General features: G+C 57.1%; 12 protein-coding genes and 1 pseudogene. 10 read left to right on the forward strand and 3 right to left on the reverse strand.

What is annotated here, in order from left to right; genetic code table 11:
- The first annotated feature begins 9 nt into the window (after nucleotides 1–9).
- From mutS to AAAC48_RS07425, 7 genes and pseudogenes are all read left to right on the forward strand, one after another.
- On the forward strand, nucleotides 10–2670 hold the full coding sequence (mutS, locus tag AAAC48_RS07395; protein WP_340653596.1) for a DNA mismatch repair protein MutS: 2661 nt from the start codon (nucleotides 10–12) through the stop codon (nucleotides 2668–2670).
- An 82-nt stretch (nucleotides 2671–2752) separates the two neighbouring features.
- Nucleotides 2753–5566 (forward strand): [protein-PII] uridylyltransferase, encoded by a 2814-nt coding sequence (locus AAAC48_RS07400; protein ID WP_340653565.1) that lies wholly within the window; start codon nucleotides 2753–2755, stop codon nucleotides 5564–5566.
- 7 nt (nucleotides 5567–5573) lie between these two features.
- On the forward strand, nucleotides 5574–7160 hold the full coding sequence (gene murJ, locus AAAC48_RS07405; RefSeq protein WP_340653566.1) for a murein biosynthesis integral membrane protein MurJ: 1587 nt from the start codon (nucleotides 5574–5576) through the stop codon (nucleotides 7158–7160).
- A 14-nt stretch (nucleotides 7161–7174) separates the two neighbouring features.
- Nucleotides 7175–7547 (forward strand): annotated as a pseudogene (locus AAAC48_RS07410) (VOC family protein).
- A gap of 108 nt (nucleotides 7548–7655) precedes the next feature.
- Nucleotides 7656–8735 (forward strand): tryptophan--tRNA ligase, encoded by a 1080-nt coding sequence (trpS, locus tag AAAC48_RS07415; RefSeq protein ID WP_340653567.1) that lies wholly within the window; start codon nucleotides 7656–7658, stop codon nucleotides 8733–8735.
- 44 nt (nucleotides 8736–8779) lie between these two features.
- The gene (locus tag AAAC48_RS07420; protein WP_340653568.1) at nucleotides 8780–9268 is read left to right on the forward strand and encodes a universal stress protein; all 489 of its coding nucleotides are present in this window, start codon (nucleotides 8780–8782) and stop codon (nucleotides 9266–9268) included.
- A 100-nt stretch (nucleotides 9269–9368) separates the two neighbouring features.
- Nucleotides 9369–9947 (forward strand): NifU family protein, encoded by a 579-nt coding sequence (locus AAAC48_RS07425; protein ID WP_340653569.1) that lies wholly within the window; start codon nucleotides 9369–9371, stop codon nucleotides 9945–9947.
- A gap of 52 nt (nucleotides 9948–9999) precedes the next feature.
- On the opposite strand, the gene AAAC48_RS07430 is transcribed toward AAAC48_RS07425, so the two are convergent.
- The 3 genes from AAAC48_RS07430 to xylF all read right to left on the reverse strand — a co-directional run bounded on the left by AAAC48_RS07430 (nucleotide 10000) and on the right by xylF (nucleotide 13230).
- On the reverse strand, nucleotides 10000–10779 hold the full coding sequence (locus tag AAAC48_RS07430; RefSeq protein WP_340653570.1) for an ATP-binding cassette domain-containing protein: 780 nt from the start codon (nucleotides 10777–10779) through the stop codon (nucleotides 10000–10002).
- A 13-nt stretch (nucleotides 10780–10792) separates the two neighbouring features.
- Nucleotides 10793–12100, reverse strand: a complete 1308-nt coding sequence (locus AAAC48_RS07435) for a sugar ABC transporter permease (protein WP_340653571.1) — start codon at nucleotides 12098–12100, stop codon at nucleotides 10793–10795.
- Between the two features lie 86 nt (nucleotides 12101–12186).
- The gene (xylF, locus tag AAAC48_RS07440; protein ID WP_340653572.1) at nucleotides 12187–13230 is read right to left on the reverse strand and encodes a D-xylose ABC transporter substrate-binding protein; all 1044 of its coding nucleotides are present in this window, start codon (nucleotides 13228–13230) and stop codon (nucleotides 12187–12189) included.
- Between the two features lie 206 nt (nucleotides 13231–13436).
- On the opposite strand from xylF, the gene AAAC48_RS07445 reads away from it, so the two are divergent.
- Genes AAAC48_RS07445 through xylA form a run of 3 tightly spaced genes read left to right on the forward strand, consistent with a single transcriptional unit; the run spans nucleotide 13437 to nucleotide 17470 of the window.
- Nucleotides 13437–14684, forward strand: coding sequence for an ROK family transcriptional regulator (locus AAAC48_RS07445; protein ID WP_340653573.1), 1248 nt, complete (start codon nucleotides 13437–13439; stop codon nucleotides 14682–14684).
- Between the two features lie 24 nt (nucleotides 14685–14708).
- Nucleotides 14709–16163, forward strand: coding sequence for a xylulokinase (xylB, locus tag AAAC48_RS07450; protein ID WP_340653574.1), 1455 nt, complete (start codon nucleotides 14709–14711; stop codon nucleotides 16161–16163).
- Nucleotides 16160–17470, forward strand: coding sequence for a xylose isomerase (gene xylA / locus AAAC48_RS07455; protein ID WP_340653575.1), 1311 nt, complete (start codon nucleotides 16160–16162; stop codon nucleotides 17468–17470). The genes xylB and xylA overlap by 4 nt, the downstream gene beginning before the upstream one ends.
- The last annotated feature ends 37 nt before the right edge of the window (nucleotides 17471–17507 follow it).

Raw genomic sequence — 17507 nt, forward strand, 5'->3', positions numbered from 1 at the left:
CCAACGCCGATGATGGAGCAATATATCGAGATCAAAGGGACGAATCCGGACAGCCTGTTGTTCTATCGCATGGGCGACTTTTACGAGCTGTTCTTTGATGACGCTGTCGAGGCCTCGCGCGCTCTTGGCATCACGCTGACCAAGCGTGGCAAACATCTCGGCGAAGACATCCCGATGTGCGGCGTACCCGTCCATGCGGCTGATGACTATCTGCAAAAGCTGATTGCGCGCGGTTTTCGTGTTGCCGTCTGCGAGCAGATAGAAGATCCAGCCGAAGCTCGGAAACGCGGGGCAAAATCTGTCGTCAGGCGTGACGTCGTTCGGCTGGTTACTCCAGGAACGATCACCGAGGAGAAACTCCTCGACCCAGCAGAAGCCAACTATCTGATGGCGCTCGGCCGCATCAAGGGATCGGGTCAGGGTCAGTTTGCGCTTGCCTGGATTGATATTTCTACCGGCACATTTCGCGTTGGTGAAACCGATCCCTCCCGGCTCCTTGCCGACATCCTGCGCGTTGATCCGCGTGAATTGATCGTTGCCGATCCGTTATTCCATGATCCGCAATTGCGACCGGTTTTCGACGTCGTCGGCCGTTCTGTAACCCCGCAGCCGCCGAACCTGTTTGACAGCGCCACGGCGGAAAACCGCATCCAGCGCTATTTCGACGTCAGCACGCTTGATGGTTTCGGCCAATTCTCGCGTGCCGAGCTCTCTGCTGTTTCTGGCGCCATTGCCTATGTCGAGAAGACGCAGATCGCCGAGCGCCCGCCACTGATGCGGCCGGAGCGCGAGTCCGAAGGCTCATCTCTTTTCATTGACCCTGCGACCCGCGCCAACCTTGAGCTCCTGCGCACGCTTTCCGGCAATCGCGATGGAAGCCTGCTCAAGGCGATTGATCGCACCGTCACCGGCGGCGGGGCGAGGCTTCTCGCAGAGCGGCTGACATCCCCTCTTACCGATCCAGTTGCAATCGCCGAACGGCTGGATTCGGTGTCCTATTTTCTTACACGTCAGTCACTGGCTGATCTGACACGAGAGGCATTAAAGAGTGTCCCGGATATGCCCCGCGCCTTGTCGCGACTGGCAGTCGGGCGAGGAAGCCCCCGCGACCTCAGCGCCCTTGCCCGCGGCTTTGACGCGGCAGGTGAAATATTGCAACTCTTCCAAAAGGAGGAATTGCCAGCAGAACTTGCGCTGGTCCGCGACCGTCTTGATGAACTGCCATCAGATTTTGCAACGCTTCTCGACCGGGCGCTTGCCGATGAATTGCCGTTACTCAAACGCGACGGCGGGTTCGTGCGGGCGCAATATAATGGCGAGCTCGACGAAATGCGGGCACTACGGGACCATTCGCGCCGTATCATTGCCGGCCTGCAAGCTGACTACATGGACATGACCGGCATCAAGTCGCTGAAAATAAAGCACAATAACGTGCTCGGCTATTTCATCGAAGTAACGGCCAATAACGCGTCCACGATGACCGATACCGATGACGCCAAGGGCAAATTCATCCATCGCCAGACCATCGCCAATGCGATGCGGTTTACGACGACGGAGCTGGCGGAACTCGAAACCAAGATCGCCAATGCCGCCGAACGTGCACTCGCGATCGAGCTTGGTATTTTCGATACGCTGACCAATGAAACCGTTGCCAATGCTGATGCAATACGTGCCGGTGCCGCGGCTCTGGCGGCCCTCGATGTTTGCGTATCGCTGGCAGCGCTTGCGGAGGAGCAGGGTTATTGCCGTCCGATTGTTGATGACAGCTTGGCTTTCGAGATTGTTGCGGCCCGCCACCCGGTAGTCGAGCAATCCCTGCGCCGGCAAGCGGCCAACCCGTTCGTTGCCAATGACTGCGATCTCTCACCGGATGGTGTGGGCAAGGGCGCGATCTGGTTGCTGACTGGCCCGAACATGGGCGGTAAATCGACATTTTTGCGTCAGAATGCACTGATCGCGATCCTGGCGCAGATGGGTTCCTTCGTTCCAGCTGGCTCAGCACATATCGGCATTGTCGATCGCCTGTTCTCGCGGGTCGGGGCTTCCGATGACCTGGCGCGCGGGCGCTCCACTTTCATGGTCGAGATGGTGGAAACGGCCGCCATCCTTAATCAGGCCAGCGACCATTCACTGGTAATCCTCGACGAAATCGGGCGCGGCACAGCGACCTTTGACGGCCTGTCAATTGCTTGGGCGGCGGTCGAGTATCTGCACGAGAAGAACCAGTGCAGGGCGATCTTCGCTACCCACTTCCATGAAATGACGGCGCTCTCGGAAAAACTCGAACGGTTGAGCAATGTGACGATGCGGGTCAAGGAATGGGATGGTGATGTCGTCTTCCTGCACGAGGTCACCAAGGGTGCAGCGGACCGCTCCTACGGAGTGCAGGTGGCTCGCCTGGCTGGACTGCCAGAAGCAGTCGTCAATCGCGCCCGCGATGTCTTGCACCAGCTCGAAGCGGGAGAGACCTCAGGCAAGGCCGCCAAGCTGATCGACGACCTGCCGCTTTTTTCGGTCGAAGTGAAGCACCAGCCGCCAAAACCGGTTCAAGGCAGGGATAGCGCCCTCCTGTCTACGATATCCGCCATAAACCCCGATGACATGAGCCCACGCGAAGCGCTTGAGGCGCTCTATCGCTTGAAAGCCCTCGCAGCGAACCCGACATCCTGAATTTGCCTGCTTCAAATGTAATCATTTCGTTTGCAGTAAATTCGCGCTATAGCGTGCGGCCATCATTCATAAAGACGTGTTCATGAGCGCCTCAGACCTGAAACTGGAACAGATCGTCAACCCAACCAAACTTCACCGTCAATTTGAAGATTTGGTCAAGTTGTCGAAGAAACAAGGCGCAGCGTCCGTCGATCGCAATGACGTGTTGCAGTTGGTAAAGCAGACGCTGAGCGCGGGCCGCAAAACTGCGGAAGAGTTGCTGATGAAGGACGCGGGAGGCACAACATGTGCAATTCGTCTTTCCTGGCTAATGGACCAGATTATCTCCGCGCTCTATGAGTTCGCCGTCACCCATGTCTATCCGGCGACAAACCCATCCATAGCGGAACGCATGACCATTGTCGCAGTCGGCGGCTATGGTCGTGGCACCCTCGCCCCCGGATCGGACATAGATCTACTCTTCCTTTTGCCCTACAAGCAGACACCTTGGGGCGAACAGGTCGTCGAATATATTCTCTACATGCTCTGGGATGCGGGGCTTAAGGTCGGCCACGCCACGCGAAACCTCGACGAGTGCATCCGGCTGTCGCTGTCCGATATGACGATTCGCACCACGATTCTCGAGGCCCGTTATCTTTGCGGCAACGACGAGCTTTTCACCAAGCTGGAGCAGCGTTTTGACGATGAAGTCGTCAAAGGAACCGGTCCTCAATTTATCGAGGCCAAGCTTGCGGAACGTGATGCACGCAACCGCAAGGCGGGCGCGACGCGCTACCTGGTTGAGCCGAATGTCAAAGAAGGTAAGGGCGGGCAGCGCGATCTGCACACACTTTTCTGGATCGCCAAATATTACTACCGCGTGAAGACGAGTGATGAATTGGTAACGCTTGGCGTTCTGTCTCCTGCCGAGCATAAAATCTTTCGCAAGGCCGAAGACCTTCTGTGGGCAGTGCGCTGCCATATGCACTTTATTTCAGGCAAGGCCGAAGAGCGGCTTTCCTTTGATATTCAGAGCGAAATTGCGCGGCGGCTAGGCTATACGGCCCATCCCGGCCAGCGCGATGTCGAGCGCTTCATGAAACACTACTTCCTTGTTGCCAAGGAAGTAGGCGATCTCACCCGCATCATCTGTGCGGCATTGGAAGAAGAACAGGCCAAGCACGTTCCGGGTTTCAACCGGATTTTCCTTACCTTCTCACGCCGCAAGCGCAAGCTTCCGGGCACCAGCGACTTTGTGGTCGACAATCACCGCATCACCATCGCCAATGACGGCGTGTTCCATAAGGATCCAGTCAATCTTATCAGGCTGTTTCATTTCGCAGACGAGCACGGTTTGGAATTCCATCCTGATGCGATGCAGTTGGTGACGCGCTCGCTCTCGCTCATCAAGACCGAACTGCGCGAAAATCCCGAGGCAAACCGGCTTTTCCTGGAAATCCTAACCTCGGAACGCAATCCCGAACTCATTCTGCGTCGCATGAACGAATCCGGTGTCCTCGGCAGGTTCATTCCCGACTTCGGCAAGATCGTCGCAATGATGCAATTCAATATGTATCATCATTATACTGTTGACGAGCATCTGTTGCGTTGTATCGCAGTCATGTCGGAAATCGATCACGGCGATCTTGGCCAGGAGCATCCGCTCGCCAATCAGATCATGCCCGGGCTGAAGAAGGACCGAAAACTGCTCTACGTCGCGCTGCTGCTGCACGATATTGCCAAGGGCCGGCCGGAAGACCATTCCATGGCCGGTGCCCGCATCGCAAGACGCATCGGCACGCGTCTTGGCCTGTCGAAGTCCGATACCGAAACGGTCGCCTGGCTCGTCGAACAGCATTTGACGATGAGCATGGTGGCGCAGTCACGCGATCTCAACGACCGCAAGACGATCGAGGATTTCGCCGAGATTGTGCAGACGCTTGACCGGATGAAACTACTGCTCGTCCTCACCATATGCGATATCAAGGCGGTCGGCCCAGGCGTCTGGAATGGCTGGAAGGGCCAATTGCTGCGCAATCTCTTCTATGAAACCGAATTGCTCCTGACAGGCGGCTTCTCGGAGGTCTCGCGCAAGGAACGCACCGATCATGCCCGTGCGCAACTCGATCACGCGCTGTCGTCATGGCCGCAGATCGAGCGCCAATCCTATCTTGCGCTCCACTATCAAAACTATCTTTTGACGGTCAGCCTTGATGATCAGATTAGGCACGCCAATTTTGTGCGCGAGTCCGATGCAAGCGAGACAGCGCTGGCAACCATGGTGAAGACCCATGATTTTGAGGGTGTGACCGAGATTACCGTTCTGTCGCCGGACCATCCACGTCTGCTTTCCATCATCGCCGGCGCCTGCGCTGCGGCCGGGGCAAATATCGTCGATGCGCAGATCTTTACGACCAGTGACGGACGGGCGCTTGATACGATTCTCATCAGCCGCGAATTTCCGACTGATGACGATGAACGGCGGCGTGCGATGCGGGTTGGCCGCCTAATCGAGGATGTGCTTTCCGGAAAGTCCTATCTGCCGGAAATGCTTGCGGCCCGTACCAAGCCGAAGCGTGCCGTCAAGGCGTTCCGGATCACGCCGCGCGTCGAAATCAACAACACGCTTTCTAACAAGTTTACCGTTATCGAAGTGGAAGGGCTGGATCGCCCCGGTCTTCTTTCGGAAATAACCGGCATCATTTCCGATTTATCGCTCGATATTGCTTCCGCGCATGTGACGACCTTCGGCGAAAAGGTCATTGACGTATTCTATGTCACTGATCTCGTCGGCCATCAGATCACCAATACGACAAGGCAAAACCGTATCCGCAAGAAGTTGCTGGCCCTCTTCGGCGAAGGCGACATCACGACAGCGCAGCTGCAAAGGCAAAATATCCTCATGACGGCGGAATGAACCTGAGATGAGCCTGGTCAAGAAATTTGCGACGGTCGCGTCCGGCACATTGATGAGCCGCGTCTTCGGCTTCACGCGAGAGATGCTGATGGCCAGTGCACTCGGCACCGGGCCGGTGGCCGATGCTTTCAATGCGGCATTTCGCTTTCCCAACACATTCCGGCGCCTCTTTGCAGAAGGTGCGTTCAACGCTGCCTTTGTCCCATTGTTTGCCAAGGAAATCGAAGCCAACGGTCTTGATGGTGCGCGGCGTTTTTCAGAGGAGGTGTTCGGTGTGCTCTTCACCGTTCTCCTCAGCCTGACGATCCTGATGGAGCTAACGATGCCACTGATCGTGCGCTTCGTCATTGCGCCGGGTTTCGTTGAAGATGCCGTGAAATTCGACAATACGGTGTCAATGGCGATCATCATGTTCCCCTATCTTGCCTGCATGTCGCTCGCGGCAATGATGAGCGGAATGCTGAATTCCCTGCATCGCTATTTCGCCGCTGCAATCGCGCCGGTCTTTCTGAACGTCATTCTGATCGGCGTGCTCGGTTATGCGTGGCTGAAGGGCCAGGATGGCCGCACCGTCGGCTATGCCCTGTCCTGGGGCGTGATGGTTTCGGGTGTGGTTCAGCTAGCCATTGTCTGGTTCGCTGTGCGCAATGCCGGCATTTCCATCGGATTGCGGTTGCCGCATTTAACTGCCAACGTCCGACGCCTGCTGGTGCTCGCCTTCCCTGCAGCTGTTACCGGCGGCATCACTCAGATCAATCTTCTGATCAATACAAATATTGCGTCGGCCAAATCCGGCGCTATCTCGTCGCTCGCCTATGCTGACCGGATCTATCAATTGCCGCTCGGGGTCGTTGGCATCGCTGTTGCGACCGTCCTTCTGCCGGAGTTGGCCCGGGCGCTGCGATCCGGCAATGTGAGGGAAGCCGGCAGCCTGCAGAACCGATCGGTGGAGTTTACCCTGTTCCTGACGCTTCCCGCTGCAGCGGCATTGCTGGTCATGTCGGAGCCCATCGTTCGCATGCTCTATGAACGCGGCAATTTCTCCACCACGTCCACGCATACCGTTGGCAATATTCTTGCCATTTACGGATTGGGTCTTCCTGCGTTCGTGTTGATCAAGGCGTTTCTGCCAGGGTTTTTCGCGCGCGAAGATACGCGAACACCGATGATCTTTGCGGCGGTCGCGGTCGTTGTAAACGTTAGCTTGGCGTTGACGCTCTTTCCAGTCATAGCGGAGATGGGTATTGCAACGGCTGAAGTCGTTGCCGGTTGGACCAACGCGCTTTTGCTGTTCGCGACGCTGGTTTGGCGGGGCCATTGGGGGCGAGACATTCCACTGCTCACACGTATCCCACGCCTTATCCTAGCCGCTGGGCTCATGGGAGTTGCGCTCTATTATGCCATCATCTGGATGGGTCCCGCACTTGCGCCGCACGCTCCGCTGCACACACAGGCAATCGCCGTGATGTCGCTGGTTGCGCTATCGATGATCCTTTATTTCGCACTCGCCTTCGGCACCGGCGGTGCCAGCCTTGGAATGATCCGGCGCAATGTGAAACGGGGAGTAAAGGCACCAGAGGACGCGGCATCTTGAGCCGACAAATTGGCATGATCACACTTCTGGTCCGCGACTATGATGAGGCGATCGCCTGGTACACCAACGTGCTTGGGTTTTCCCTCATTAGCGATGCGCCACTTTCCGATACCAAACGTTGGGTCGTCGTGGCACCCGAAGGGAGTGGCGGCTGCCGGCTGCTTCTGGCTAAGGCCGACGGAGATCTGCAGAACGCATGTATTGGCAACCAGAGCGGCGGCCGCGTCGCGTTGTTTTCTTTACGCGGAGCATTTTGCGAAGGAATACGCGGCGCTGGTGAAAGCCGGCGTGCGCTTCCTCGAAGAGCCACGCCACGAGGCCTATGGCAGTGTCGCCGTATTCGAAGATCTCTATGGCAATAAATGGGACCTGCTTGAGGTTATATAGGCTGTGGCGTTCGATAAGGCTTGAATACGACCGCTCGCTCTGCCAAAACCGCGACTTCATTACAATCGGCGCCTGCAAGCCCGATCCCCGAAAGATCAAGGACGATTTATGAGCACGTTTGAACCGCTCGTCTTTTCCGGTGTCCAGCCAACCGGCAACCTGCATCTTGGTAACTATCTGGGGGCGATCCGCCGCTGGGTTGCGCTGCAGGAAAGCAACAATTGCATCTACTGCGTTGTCGATCAGCATGCGATCACGCAGGCTTTATCCGTCTGGGGCGGCCCTTTAGAGTTGATGCGCAATACGCGGGAAGTCACGGCTGCCTTCCTTGCCGCGGGTATCGATGCAAAAAAGCATATCGTATTCAACCAGAGCCGTGTGCATCAGCACGCGGAACTCGCATGGATCTTCAATTGTGTTGCCCGCATGGGCTGGCTGAACCGCATGACCCAGTTCAAGGACAAGGCAGGCAAGGATCGCGAGAATGCTTCTGTCGGCCTCTTCACCTACCCCAACCTGATGGCTGCCGATATTCTTGCCTATCGCGCAACCCATGTGCCGGTTGGCGAGGACCAGAAACAGCATCTGGAACTGACGCGCGACATTGCCCAGAAATTCAATACCGATTTTTCGGACCGGATTGCCGAACTTGGCCTCGGGGTAGAGACGCAATCGGGTGACGAAACCATCGCCAGTTTCTTTCCGCTGACGGAGCCGGTTATCGGCGGGCCCGCCGCGCGCGTTATGAGCCTGCGCGACGGCACCAAGAAAATGTCGAAGTCCGACCCTTCCGATCTGTCGCGCATCAATTTGATCGATGACTCGGATACGATTTCAAAGAAGATCCGCAAGGCCAAGACAGATTCCGAGCCATTGCCATCTGACGTTGACGGCCTCATGGAACGGCCAGAGGCCGATAATCTTGTCGGAATATATGCCGCGCTGATAGACAGCGACAAGGAGAGCGTCATCCGCGATTTTGGAGGCCAGCAATTCTCCGTGTTCAAGCCTGCTCTTGCTGACCTTGCTGTCGAAAAGCTGGCACCGATCGCGGCCGATATGCGGCGTATTTCAGCCGATCCCGGCTATGTCGACGCAATCTTGAGAGACGGCGGCGAACGCGCAAGCGTCCTTGCCGAGAAGACGATGCGCAAGGTCCGTGATATTATAGGCTTTCTGCAAGACTAGTCTTGAGCATTGCGGATAAACAACGGTTAGGGCAGGTTGGGCACATGGTATCAAAACGTCTGAGCCGCGAGGCGGGCCACCGCCGCAAATTTCTGGCCGTCATCGACGAGACGCCGGAGTGTGAACGGGCTGTCGCCTATGCCGCACGCCGAGCCAAGACCACAGGCGGCGTGCTCTTGTTGCTGTTCGTCATCGACTCAGCCGATTTTCAAGCATTTCTTGGCGTCGAACAGATCATGCGCGCGGAAGCTGAGGAGCGCGCCAATTCGACGCTCAGCAAGTTCGCCGCTAGCGTTCGCGAAACGATCGGGATCGAGTCGGAGCTCGTCGTGCGCGAAGGCATTACATCCGAAGAAATACAGAAGCTGATCGAAGAGGACCAGGATATCGCCATTCTCGTGCTGGCGGCTGGCTCTGGCAAGGAAGGCCCTGGTCCCCTTGTCCAGTCACTGGCTGGACGCGAATCCTTTTCCATCCCCGTCACGGTGGTGCCTTACAATCTTTCCGATGAGGACATCGACGCGATTACGTGATCGCGCGGCATAATCGTGCTACAATCTTGACTTGAAGAGTTGGGTTTAAAGGCCTATATCCCCCTTTGAATGGTTCTAAACTATACACGCGAGATCCGCCATGTTCATCCAGACTGAAGCAACGCCCAATCCGGCGACCTTGAAGTTCCTGCCTGGAAAGGTGGTGCTTGAGGAAGGCACCGCCGATTTCCGCGATGCGGCGAGCGCCGGCGAAGCGTCACAGCTTGCGGGCAAAATTTTTGCCATTCCCGGCGTTACAGGCGTGTTTTTTGGTTATGATTTCGTCACTGTCACCAAGACCGAAGGACCGGAGTGGCAGCACCTTAAGCCTGCCATCCTCGGCGCGATCATGGAACATTTCATGTCCGGTGCTCCGGTCATGGCCAATGCGACGCAGGTTGCCGACACGGCACAACGCGAGACAGATGGCGAGTTCTTCGACAGTGCAGACACGGAAATAGTCGACACGATCAAGGAATTGCTTGAGACCCGCGTCCGTCCCGCTGTAGCTCAGGATGGCGGCGATATCACGTTCCGCGGCTACGAAAACGGCACCGTTTTCCTGCACATGAAAGGCGCCTGCTCAGGCTGCCCATCATCCACGGCAACATTGAAACACGGTATCCAGAACCTCCTGAGGCATTTCGTTCCGGAAGTTCAGCACGTGGAATCGATCTGACTTCTCTTTGCCCGCATATAAGAAAGGCCGCTTCGAGCGGCCTTTTTTATATTCAATTTATAGCCCCAGGTCCTGGTATGGCGCCGGGCGGGCATTTGCCCAGAATGATCATGCCGAGCACTTCGTCCTCATTGACATCACCTACCTTTGCGGTGCCGACAACCTGGCCGTTCTTCATCACCGCCACGCGGTCGGCGAGGTGGAAGACGTCATGAATGTCATGGCTGATGAGAAATATGCCGATGCCTTCGCTCTTAAGCTGCATGATGAGCTCACCAACCTGTGCCGTTTCCTGCGGTCCGAGCGCAGCGGTCGGCTCGTCCATGATCAGGATGCGCGCATTGAAGAGGATGGCGCGGGCAATGGCTACCGACTGCCGCTGACCGCCGGAGAGCGCCTTGACGGGGTCCTTGAATCGCTGGAAGCGCGGGTTAAGTCTACCCATCACTTCACGAGCGCTGTGCTCCATCGCAACATCATCAAGCGTACCCCAGGGCGTCATCAGCTCCCGGCCGAGATAGAGGTTGGCTGCTGTATCGACATTATCGGCCAGCGCCAATGTCTGATAGATGGTCTCGATCCCATAGGCTTTGGCCTCACGCGGATTACTGATCGACGCCTCTTCGCCGTTGACCTTTATCGTTCCACTGTCACGCTTGTACGCACCTGACAGGATCTTGATAAGCGTCGATTTGCCGGCACCATTGTGGCCAAGAAGGGCCACCACTTCGCCCGGATAGAGATTGATCGATGCCGCATCGACCGCGCGAATGCCACCAAACGCAATCGAGATGTTTTCCATGTCGACGAGAGGTGCTTGTGTGCTGCTCATGATTGTTCCTCCCTCAAGCGGTACGACGGCGATAGATCGTGTCGAGCCACACGGCAACGACAAGAACGAGACCGACAACAATATTCTGTAATGGCGTATCGAGCCCAAGCAGCACCATGCCGGAGCTCAACGACTGCATCAGCAAGGCACCAATCATGGCGCCGGCAATCGTACCAACGCCGCCGGCCAGCGACGTACCACCGATAACAGCTGCCGCGATCGTCAGGAGTTCGTCGAGGGTACCCTGCGCGTTGGTTGCGGCGTTCAGGCGCGCGGTGGAGATCGCGCCGGCAATGGCGCAAAGAATGCCCATGATGATAAAGATCTTCATCGTCACCCAGCGCGTGTTGATACCGGCAAGGTCGGCCGCCTCGGGGTTGCCGCCCATGGCGAAGACATAGCGGCCAAAACGTGTGCGGGTCGCTACGAAGGTCATGATGATGCCGGTCGCGACGGCAATGAGCACCGGAACGGCGATGCCGTGCGAGATGAACAGGCCGCCATCGGGGATCGTGATGTTGTTGGCTTCGGCATATTTGCGCACGATGCCGATCGGCCAGTAATAGGCATTGGCAAGGGCGATTGCCCCGATCACAAGGCCGCAGCTGATGGCCGCCATGAATATTTCTGCCCAGACGGGCCTGCGCGGGAAATTGAAGCGCTTGCGCTGGCGACGGCTGTTGATGATCATACCGACAACTGCAAGGCAGGCAACGATACCGACGACCCAGCTCCAGGTTGCGCCGATCGAACCTTCCGGACCGCCACCGATGAGCCGGAAGGTCGAGTCCATGGGCGCGACTGTGCGTCCGGATGTGACCCACCAGGCGGCGCCGCGCCATACGAGAAGGCCACCGAGCGTAACGATGAAGGCCGGGACGCCAAGAAAAGCGATGATGAAGCCCTGGAAGCCGCCGATCAACGCACCGGTCACGATGCCAATGCCGAGGGCGATGATCCAGGTCGCCGGATGTTCAAAACCGATCAGCTTTGGCAGGAATTCAGCCTGCGTCACACCCATGATCATGCCGACAAAGCCAAGGACCGAGCCGACTGAAAGGTCAATGTTGCGGGTGACGATGATCAGGACCATTCCCGTCGCCATCACGGCAACCGATGACGTCTGAACCGAAAGGTTCCACAGATTGCGCGGCGTCAGAAACTGACCGCCGGAGAGAAACTGGAAGGCAAGCCAGATGATGACCAGCGCTCCGATCATGCCGAGAAGGCGGGTATCGAGCTCCGTCGCCTTGAAGAACCTGGCAACCATGCCGAGTTCGGAAGCGCGGGCCCGGTCGAGACTGATGGCCGGATCACTCATATTATTCTCCCAGTTTCAATTTTCTTTTTAAAACGCCGCTGATCCAGTGGACCAGCGGCGCCCAATCTTAACAGATTTCGGCAATGTCACTTGCAGGCCGGTACAGCACCTGCCTTGACACCCTGGCAGACAACGTCCTTCTTCACCCAGCCAGCATCGATGACGACATCGAGATTATCCTTCGTGACTGGAACTGGTGTCAGGAAGACAGCGTTGACTTCAACCTTGTTGACGCCGCCGGCAAACTTCTGAACGTTCGGGATTTCTTCCATCTTCTTGCCATCTGCAAGAGCCGAGGCGATGCCTGCAGCCTGCGCACCAAGTTCACGGGAGTCCTTCCAGATCGTAACAGTCTGCGAACCGAGCGCGACGCGGTTAAGCGCAGCGAAATCAGCGTCCTGGCCGGAAACGGGAACCGTACCGGCAAGACCCTGCGCCTGCAGCGCAGCAATCGCGCCACCTGCCGTGCCGTCATTTGCGGCAACAACAGCGTCGACCTTGTTGTCATTGGCCGTCAGGAACTGCTCCATGTTTTTCTGGGCGTTAGCGGGGAGCCAGCCGTCCGTATAGGCTTCACCGACATTCTTGATCTTGCCGGAGTCGATTGCTTCCTTGAGTACTTCCTGCGCACCCGAGAAGAGGAAGTCAGCATTCGGATCAGCCGAGCTGCCCTTGATGAAGACATAATTGCCTTCCGGCTTCGCAGCGAAAACGCCGCGTGCCTGCATGCGGCCAACTTCCTTGTTGTCGAAGGTGATGTAGAACGCATCCTTGTTTTCGATCAGGCGGTCGTAGCCGACGACCGGAATGCCCTCAGCAACCGCCTTTTCGACAGCCGGTCCAATGGCGCTCGAATCCTGCGCCAGGATGATCAGGGCATTGGCGCCCTGGGAGATCAGGCTTTCAACGTCGGTCAGCTGCTTGGAAGCGGAAGACTGTGCGTCAGCCGAAATGTACTTGTCGCCATTGGCTTCAAGCGCCTTCTTGATGGCTGCTTCGTCCGTCTTCCAGCGCTCTTCCTGGAAGTTCGACCAGGACACACCAACGATCTTGTCTTTCGCCAAAACAGGTCCGGCAAACGACACGGCAAGAACAGCAGCGCCCGCCAAAGCGGTTGCATATTTTTTCATGGTAACCCTCCCAGTGCATGCAGCACGTTGACTGATCGATGCGGCCTTTCACCTCCGGCCAACACCTAAACCTCTTTATTTCGAGGCTCGAAAAAAATAGTGACTTAAAACCATTTCCATGTCAACTTGGTTTTGCGTAGGATAACCTATTGCAACGCAACAATATTTTTGCGACGCACAAAAAAAGATTTCGGGAGGAAATCATTTTGCTGATCGATGAGATCGCGCGACCGGACGATGTCAGGCGCCAGAATCGCAGACTTGTTCTGACGGCGCTGCGCCGCCATGGACTGTTGTCGCGTACGGATATTGTTGCCCAAACCGGCCTGAGCCCGTCGACGGTTTCGGCCATCACGACGGCGCTTATTGCGGAGGGAATCATTCGCGAAAGCCGCGACGGTGACCTTACGTCAAACCGGCGCGGACGCCCCCAGGTTGCCCTGACGCTGAACCCGGAGATTGCGACGGTTGCGACCGTCGAACTCGCGCTCAATCTCGTTCATGCGGTTCTATATGATTACAAGGGTCAGATGATTGCCGAAGAGTTCAGGCGCCTTGCGACACTCGAAGCGACTACAAATGAACTGATCAAATCCGTATGCCTGATGCTCGACAATCTCCTCGACAACAGGTTGGCCACTAAGGGTCGGCTCATGCATATTTCGATGGGTGTGCAGGGCGTGACCGACGCGGCAAGTGCAACCATGCTATGGTCGCCGATCACACCGGATAACAATATTTGTTTTGGGGATGCCCTCTCGCAGCGGTATGGCGTTGCAGTCGCTGTTGCCAATGACTGTAACATGATTGCCGAGGCGCTGCGCTGGATCGATCCCGCGCGCTATGCGGAGGACTTTGCGGCAATCCTGCTCTCCCACGGTATCGGCATGGGCCTCTACCTGAAAGGTCAGCAATTTGTTGGCGCGCATTCCTCCGCTGCTGAATTCGGTCATATGCTGCACGTACCCAATGGCGCACTCTGCCGGTGTGGCCGGCACGGCTGCATCGAAGCTTATGCCAGCGACTATGCCATCCTGAGGAGAACATCCGGTCAGGACGAAAACACCCAGCCGGCGCAGGATGTCGACGCAGCGACTTTCAATGATGTCGCAGACCGCGCCCGTGCTCGCGACGGCGACGAGCGGGCAGCATTTCGCAAGGCCGGGCAGGCGATTGGCTCCGGATTGCGCAGCCTGTTCTCCCTTATTGACCCGGTGCCTGTAGCGCTGGTCGGACCAGGCGCCGGCGTTTTTGACCTCATCGAAGGTGAATTGCGCAACATGATTTCCGGCACTTCAGGCTGGGGCGCTACCCAGAACCTCAGTATAAATTGCTATCCGGATGAACATCCGCTCATCCTGCAAGGTTGCATGATGACATCATTGCTTCATCTCGATACGCAAATCTTTGCGCCCGGCGACAGCAAGGATGCGCCGCTCAAGCGCGCGATTTAGGCAAATATTCAGGAGAAGTATCCCATGTATCTAGGTCTCGATTTGGGCACGTCTGGCGTCAAGGCATTGCTGATCGACGAGGACCAGTCCGTTGTCGGTTCCGGCACCGGTACGCTCGATGTTTCACGCCCGCATTCCGGTTGGTCGGAACAGGAGCCGTCACACTGGATCAAGGCAACCGAGGACGCAATCCAGGCGCTCAAAGCGACGCACGGCAAGGAACTCTCGGCGGTGAAGGGCATCGGCCTGTCCGGCCAGATGCACGGGGCCACCCTGCTCGGCGCTGAAGATCAGGTACTGCGTCCCTGTATCTTGTGGAATGATACACGCAGCCACGAGGAAGCTGCTCACCTCGACAGCGATCCAAAATTTCGTGCGCTCAGCGGCAATATTGTTTTCCCGGGATTTACCGCACCGAAGGTAGTGTGGGTCAAGAACAACGAACCTGAGATTTTCGCAAAACTACGCCGCGTACTCCTGCCGAAGGACTATCTGCGGCTTTGGCTGACTGGCGAATATGTATCGGAAATGTCGGATGCAGCGGGTACCTCATGGCTCGATGTCGGTAAACGCGTATGGTCAGCGGACTTGCTGGCCGCAACCGGGCTCGATACCAGCCACATGCCGTCACTGGTCGAGGGAACCGACGTGTCCGGTGCATTGAAAGCTCAACTCGCTGCGCAATGGGGCATGGGCAACAATGTAGTGGTCGCCGGCGGTGCCGGCGACAATGCAGCCTCTGCTTGTGGCATGGGGACCGTCGGCGAAGGCCATGCCTTTGTCTCGCTCGGCACGTCCGGCGTGCTTTTTGCCGCCAACAGTGCCTATCTGCCCAACCCGGAAAGCGCGGTCCACACCTTCTGCCACGCGCTCCCCAACACCTGGCACCAGATGGGCGTCATCCTTTCGGCAACAGATGCGTTGAACTGGTATGCGGATATCACGTCGCGCAAGCCGGCAGAACTCACCGGCGAGCTCGGCGATCAATTGCGCACACCGTCCGGCGTGACCTTCCTTCCTTACCTTTCTGGTGAACGAACACCACTGAACGACTCCACCATTCGTGGTTCCTTTCATGGCCTCGAACATGCCAGTGATCGCGCTGTGCTGACCCAAGCGGTACTTGAAGGCGTTGCCTTTGCCTTCCGCGACTGCCTTCACGCGCTCGCTGCCGCCGGCACGAAGCTTGATCGAGTAACTGCCGTCGGCGGTGGCTCGCGCTCGACCTATTGGCTCAAGGCAATCGCAACGGCGCTCAATATTCCAGTCGATGTCCCGGCCGACGGTGATTTCGGTGCGGCCTTTGGTGCCGCGCGGCTCGGACTTATCGCGGCCGAAAGGGCTGACGCGCGGGCCGTCTGCGCCGCACCTGCAACCGATTACACTATCGAGCCGGAGATCAGACTCACCGGCGATTTCGATGCGGCGTATAATCGCTATCACAACCTCTATCCAGCATTAAAAGGAGTTCAGTCATGAGCAGCGGATTTTTTGGTGATACAAAACCAGTCAAATATGAGGGGCCGGACAGCACCAATCCGCTTGCCTATCGTTTCTACAATCGGGACGAAGTGGTATTGGGCAAGCGGCTTGAAGACCATTTGCGCTTTGCCATCGCCTATTGGCATTCCTTCGTCTGGCCGGGCGGTGATCCATTTGGCGGCCAGACCTTCGAACGCCCCTGGTTCAACGACACGATGGATGGCGCCAAGCTGAAGGCCGACGTGGCCTTCGAGATGTTCTCGATCCTCGGCGCTCCCTATTTCTGCTTCCACGATGCAGATGTGCGTCCGGAAGGCGATACGATCGCGGAAAGCAACAAGCGTCTCTATGCGATCGCCGACTATTTTGCCGGCAAGATGGAAAAGACCGGCACGAAGCTGCTCTGGGGCACGGCCAACCTCTTCTCAAACCGTCGCTATATGTCGGGCGCCGCAACCAATCCTGATCCGGACGTCTTTGCCTATGCTGCCGCCACCGTCAAAACCTGTATCGACGTGACACAGAAGCTGAAAGGCGACAATTACGTCCTTTGGGGCGGCCGCGAGGGCTATGAAACCCTGCTCAACACAGACATGAAGCGCGAGCTCGACCAGATGGGGCGGTTCCTCAGCCTCGTCGTCGACTACAAGCACAAGATCGGTTTTAAGGGCGCGATCCTCATCGAACCAAAGCCGCAGGAACCGACCAAGCATCAGTATGATTACGATGCGGCAACGGTGTTCGGCTTCCTCAAGCGTTTCGGCCTCGAGAATGAAGTGAAGGTCAATCTCGAACAGGGTCACGCAATTCTTGCCGGTCACTCCTTCGAACATGAAATTGCAACGGCGGCCGCGCTCGGTATTTTCGGTTCCATCGACATGAACCGCAACGACTACCAGTCTGGCTGGGACACGGACCAGTTCCCGAACAATGTTCCGGAAGTGGCACTGGCCTATCACGAAATCCTCAAGGCTGGCGGATTTACGACGGGCGGTACAAACTTCGATGCCAAGCTGCGTCGTCAGTCGCTTGACCCGCAGGATTTGCTGACCGCCCATATCGGCGGCATGGATACCTGTGCGCGTGGCCTCAAGGCCGCAGCAAAGATGATCGAAGACAAGGCTCTCACCGGCTTCGTCGACGATCGTTACGCGGGCTGGTCGAAGCCGGAAGCCCAGGCGATGCTGTCGGGTAAAGTTTCGCTCGAGGACATTGCAAGGCAGGTCGAGGACAGGAATATCCAGCCACAGCCGCGTTCTGGTCGCCAGGAATATCTGGAGAATGTCGTCAATCGCTACGTTTGACTATCGAGTGCTATGCCCTCCCCTCACTGGGGAGGGC

The sequence above is a fragment of the Phyllobacterium sp. genome, from assembly GCF_037994405.1.
Taxonomy (GTDB): domain Bacteria; phylum Pseudomonadota; class Alphaproteobacteria; order Rhizobiales; family Rhizobiaceae; genus Phyllobacterium.

Coding starts and splice junctions, on each gene's coding strand:
- mutS (WP_340653596.1), top strand. CDS start 10: ATGATGGAGCAATATATCGAGATCAAAGGGACGAATCCGGACAGCCTG.
- AAAC48_RS07400 (WP_340653565.1), top strand. CDS start 2,753: ATGAGCGCCTCAGACCTGAAACTGGAACAGATCGTCAACCCAACCAAA.
- murJ (WP_340653566.1), top strand. CDS start 5,574: ATGAGCCTGGTCAAGAAATTTGCGACGGTCGCGTCCGGCACATTGATG.
- trpS (WP_340653567.1), top strand. CDS start 7,656: ATGAGCACGTTTGAACCGCTCGTCTTTTCCGGTGTCCAGCCAACCGGC.
- AAAC48_RS07420 (WP_340653568.1), top strand. CDS start 8,780: ATGGTATCAAAACGTCTGAGCCGCGAGGCGGGCCACCGCCGCAAATTT.
- AAAC48_RS07425 (WP_340653569.1), top strand. CDS start 9,369: ATGTTCATCCAGACTGAAGCAACGCCCAATCCGGCGACCTTGAAGTTC.
- AAAC48_RS07430 (WP_340653570.1), bottom strand. CDS start 10,779: ATGAGCAGCACACAAGCACCTCTCGTCGACATGGAAAACATCTCGATT.
- AAAC48_RS07435 (WP_340653571.1), bottom strand. CDS start 12,100: ATGAGTGATCCGGCCATCAGTCTCGACCGGGCCCGCGCTTCCGAACTC.
- xylF (WP_340653572.1), bottom strand. CDS start 13,230: ATGAAAAAATATGCAACCGCTTTGGCGGGCGCTGCTGTTCTTGCCGTG.
- xylB (WP_340653574.1), top strand. CDS start 14,709: ATGTATCTAGGTCTCGATTTGGGCACGTCTGGCGTCAAGGCATTGCTG.
- xylA (WP_340653575.1), top strand. CDS start 16,160: ATGAGCAGCGGATTTTTTGGTGATACAAAACCAGTCAAATATGAGGGG.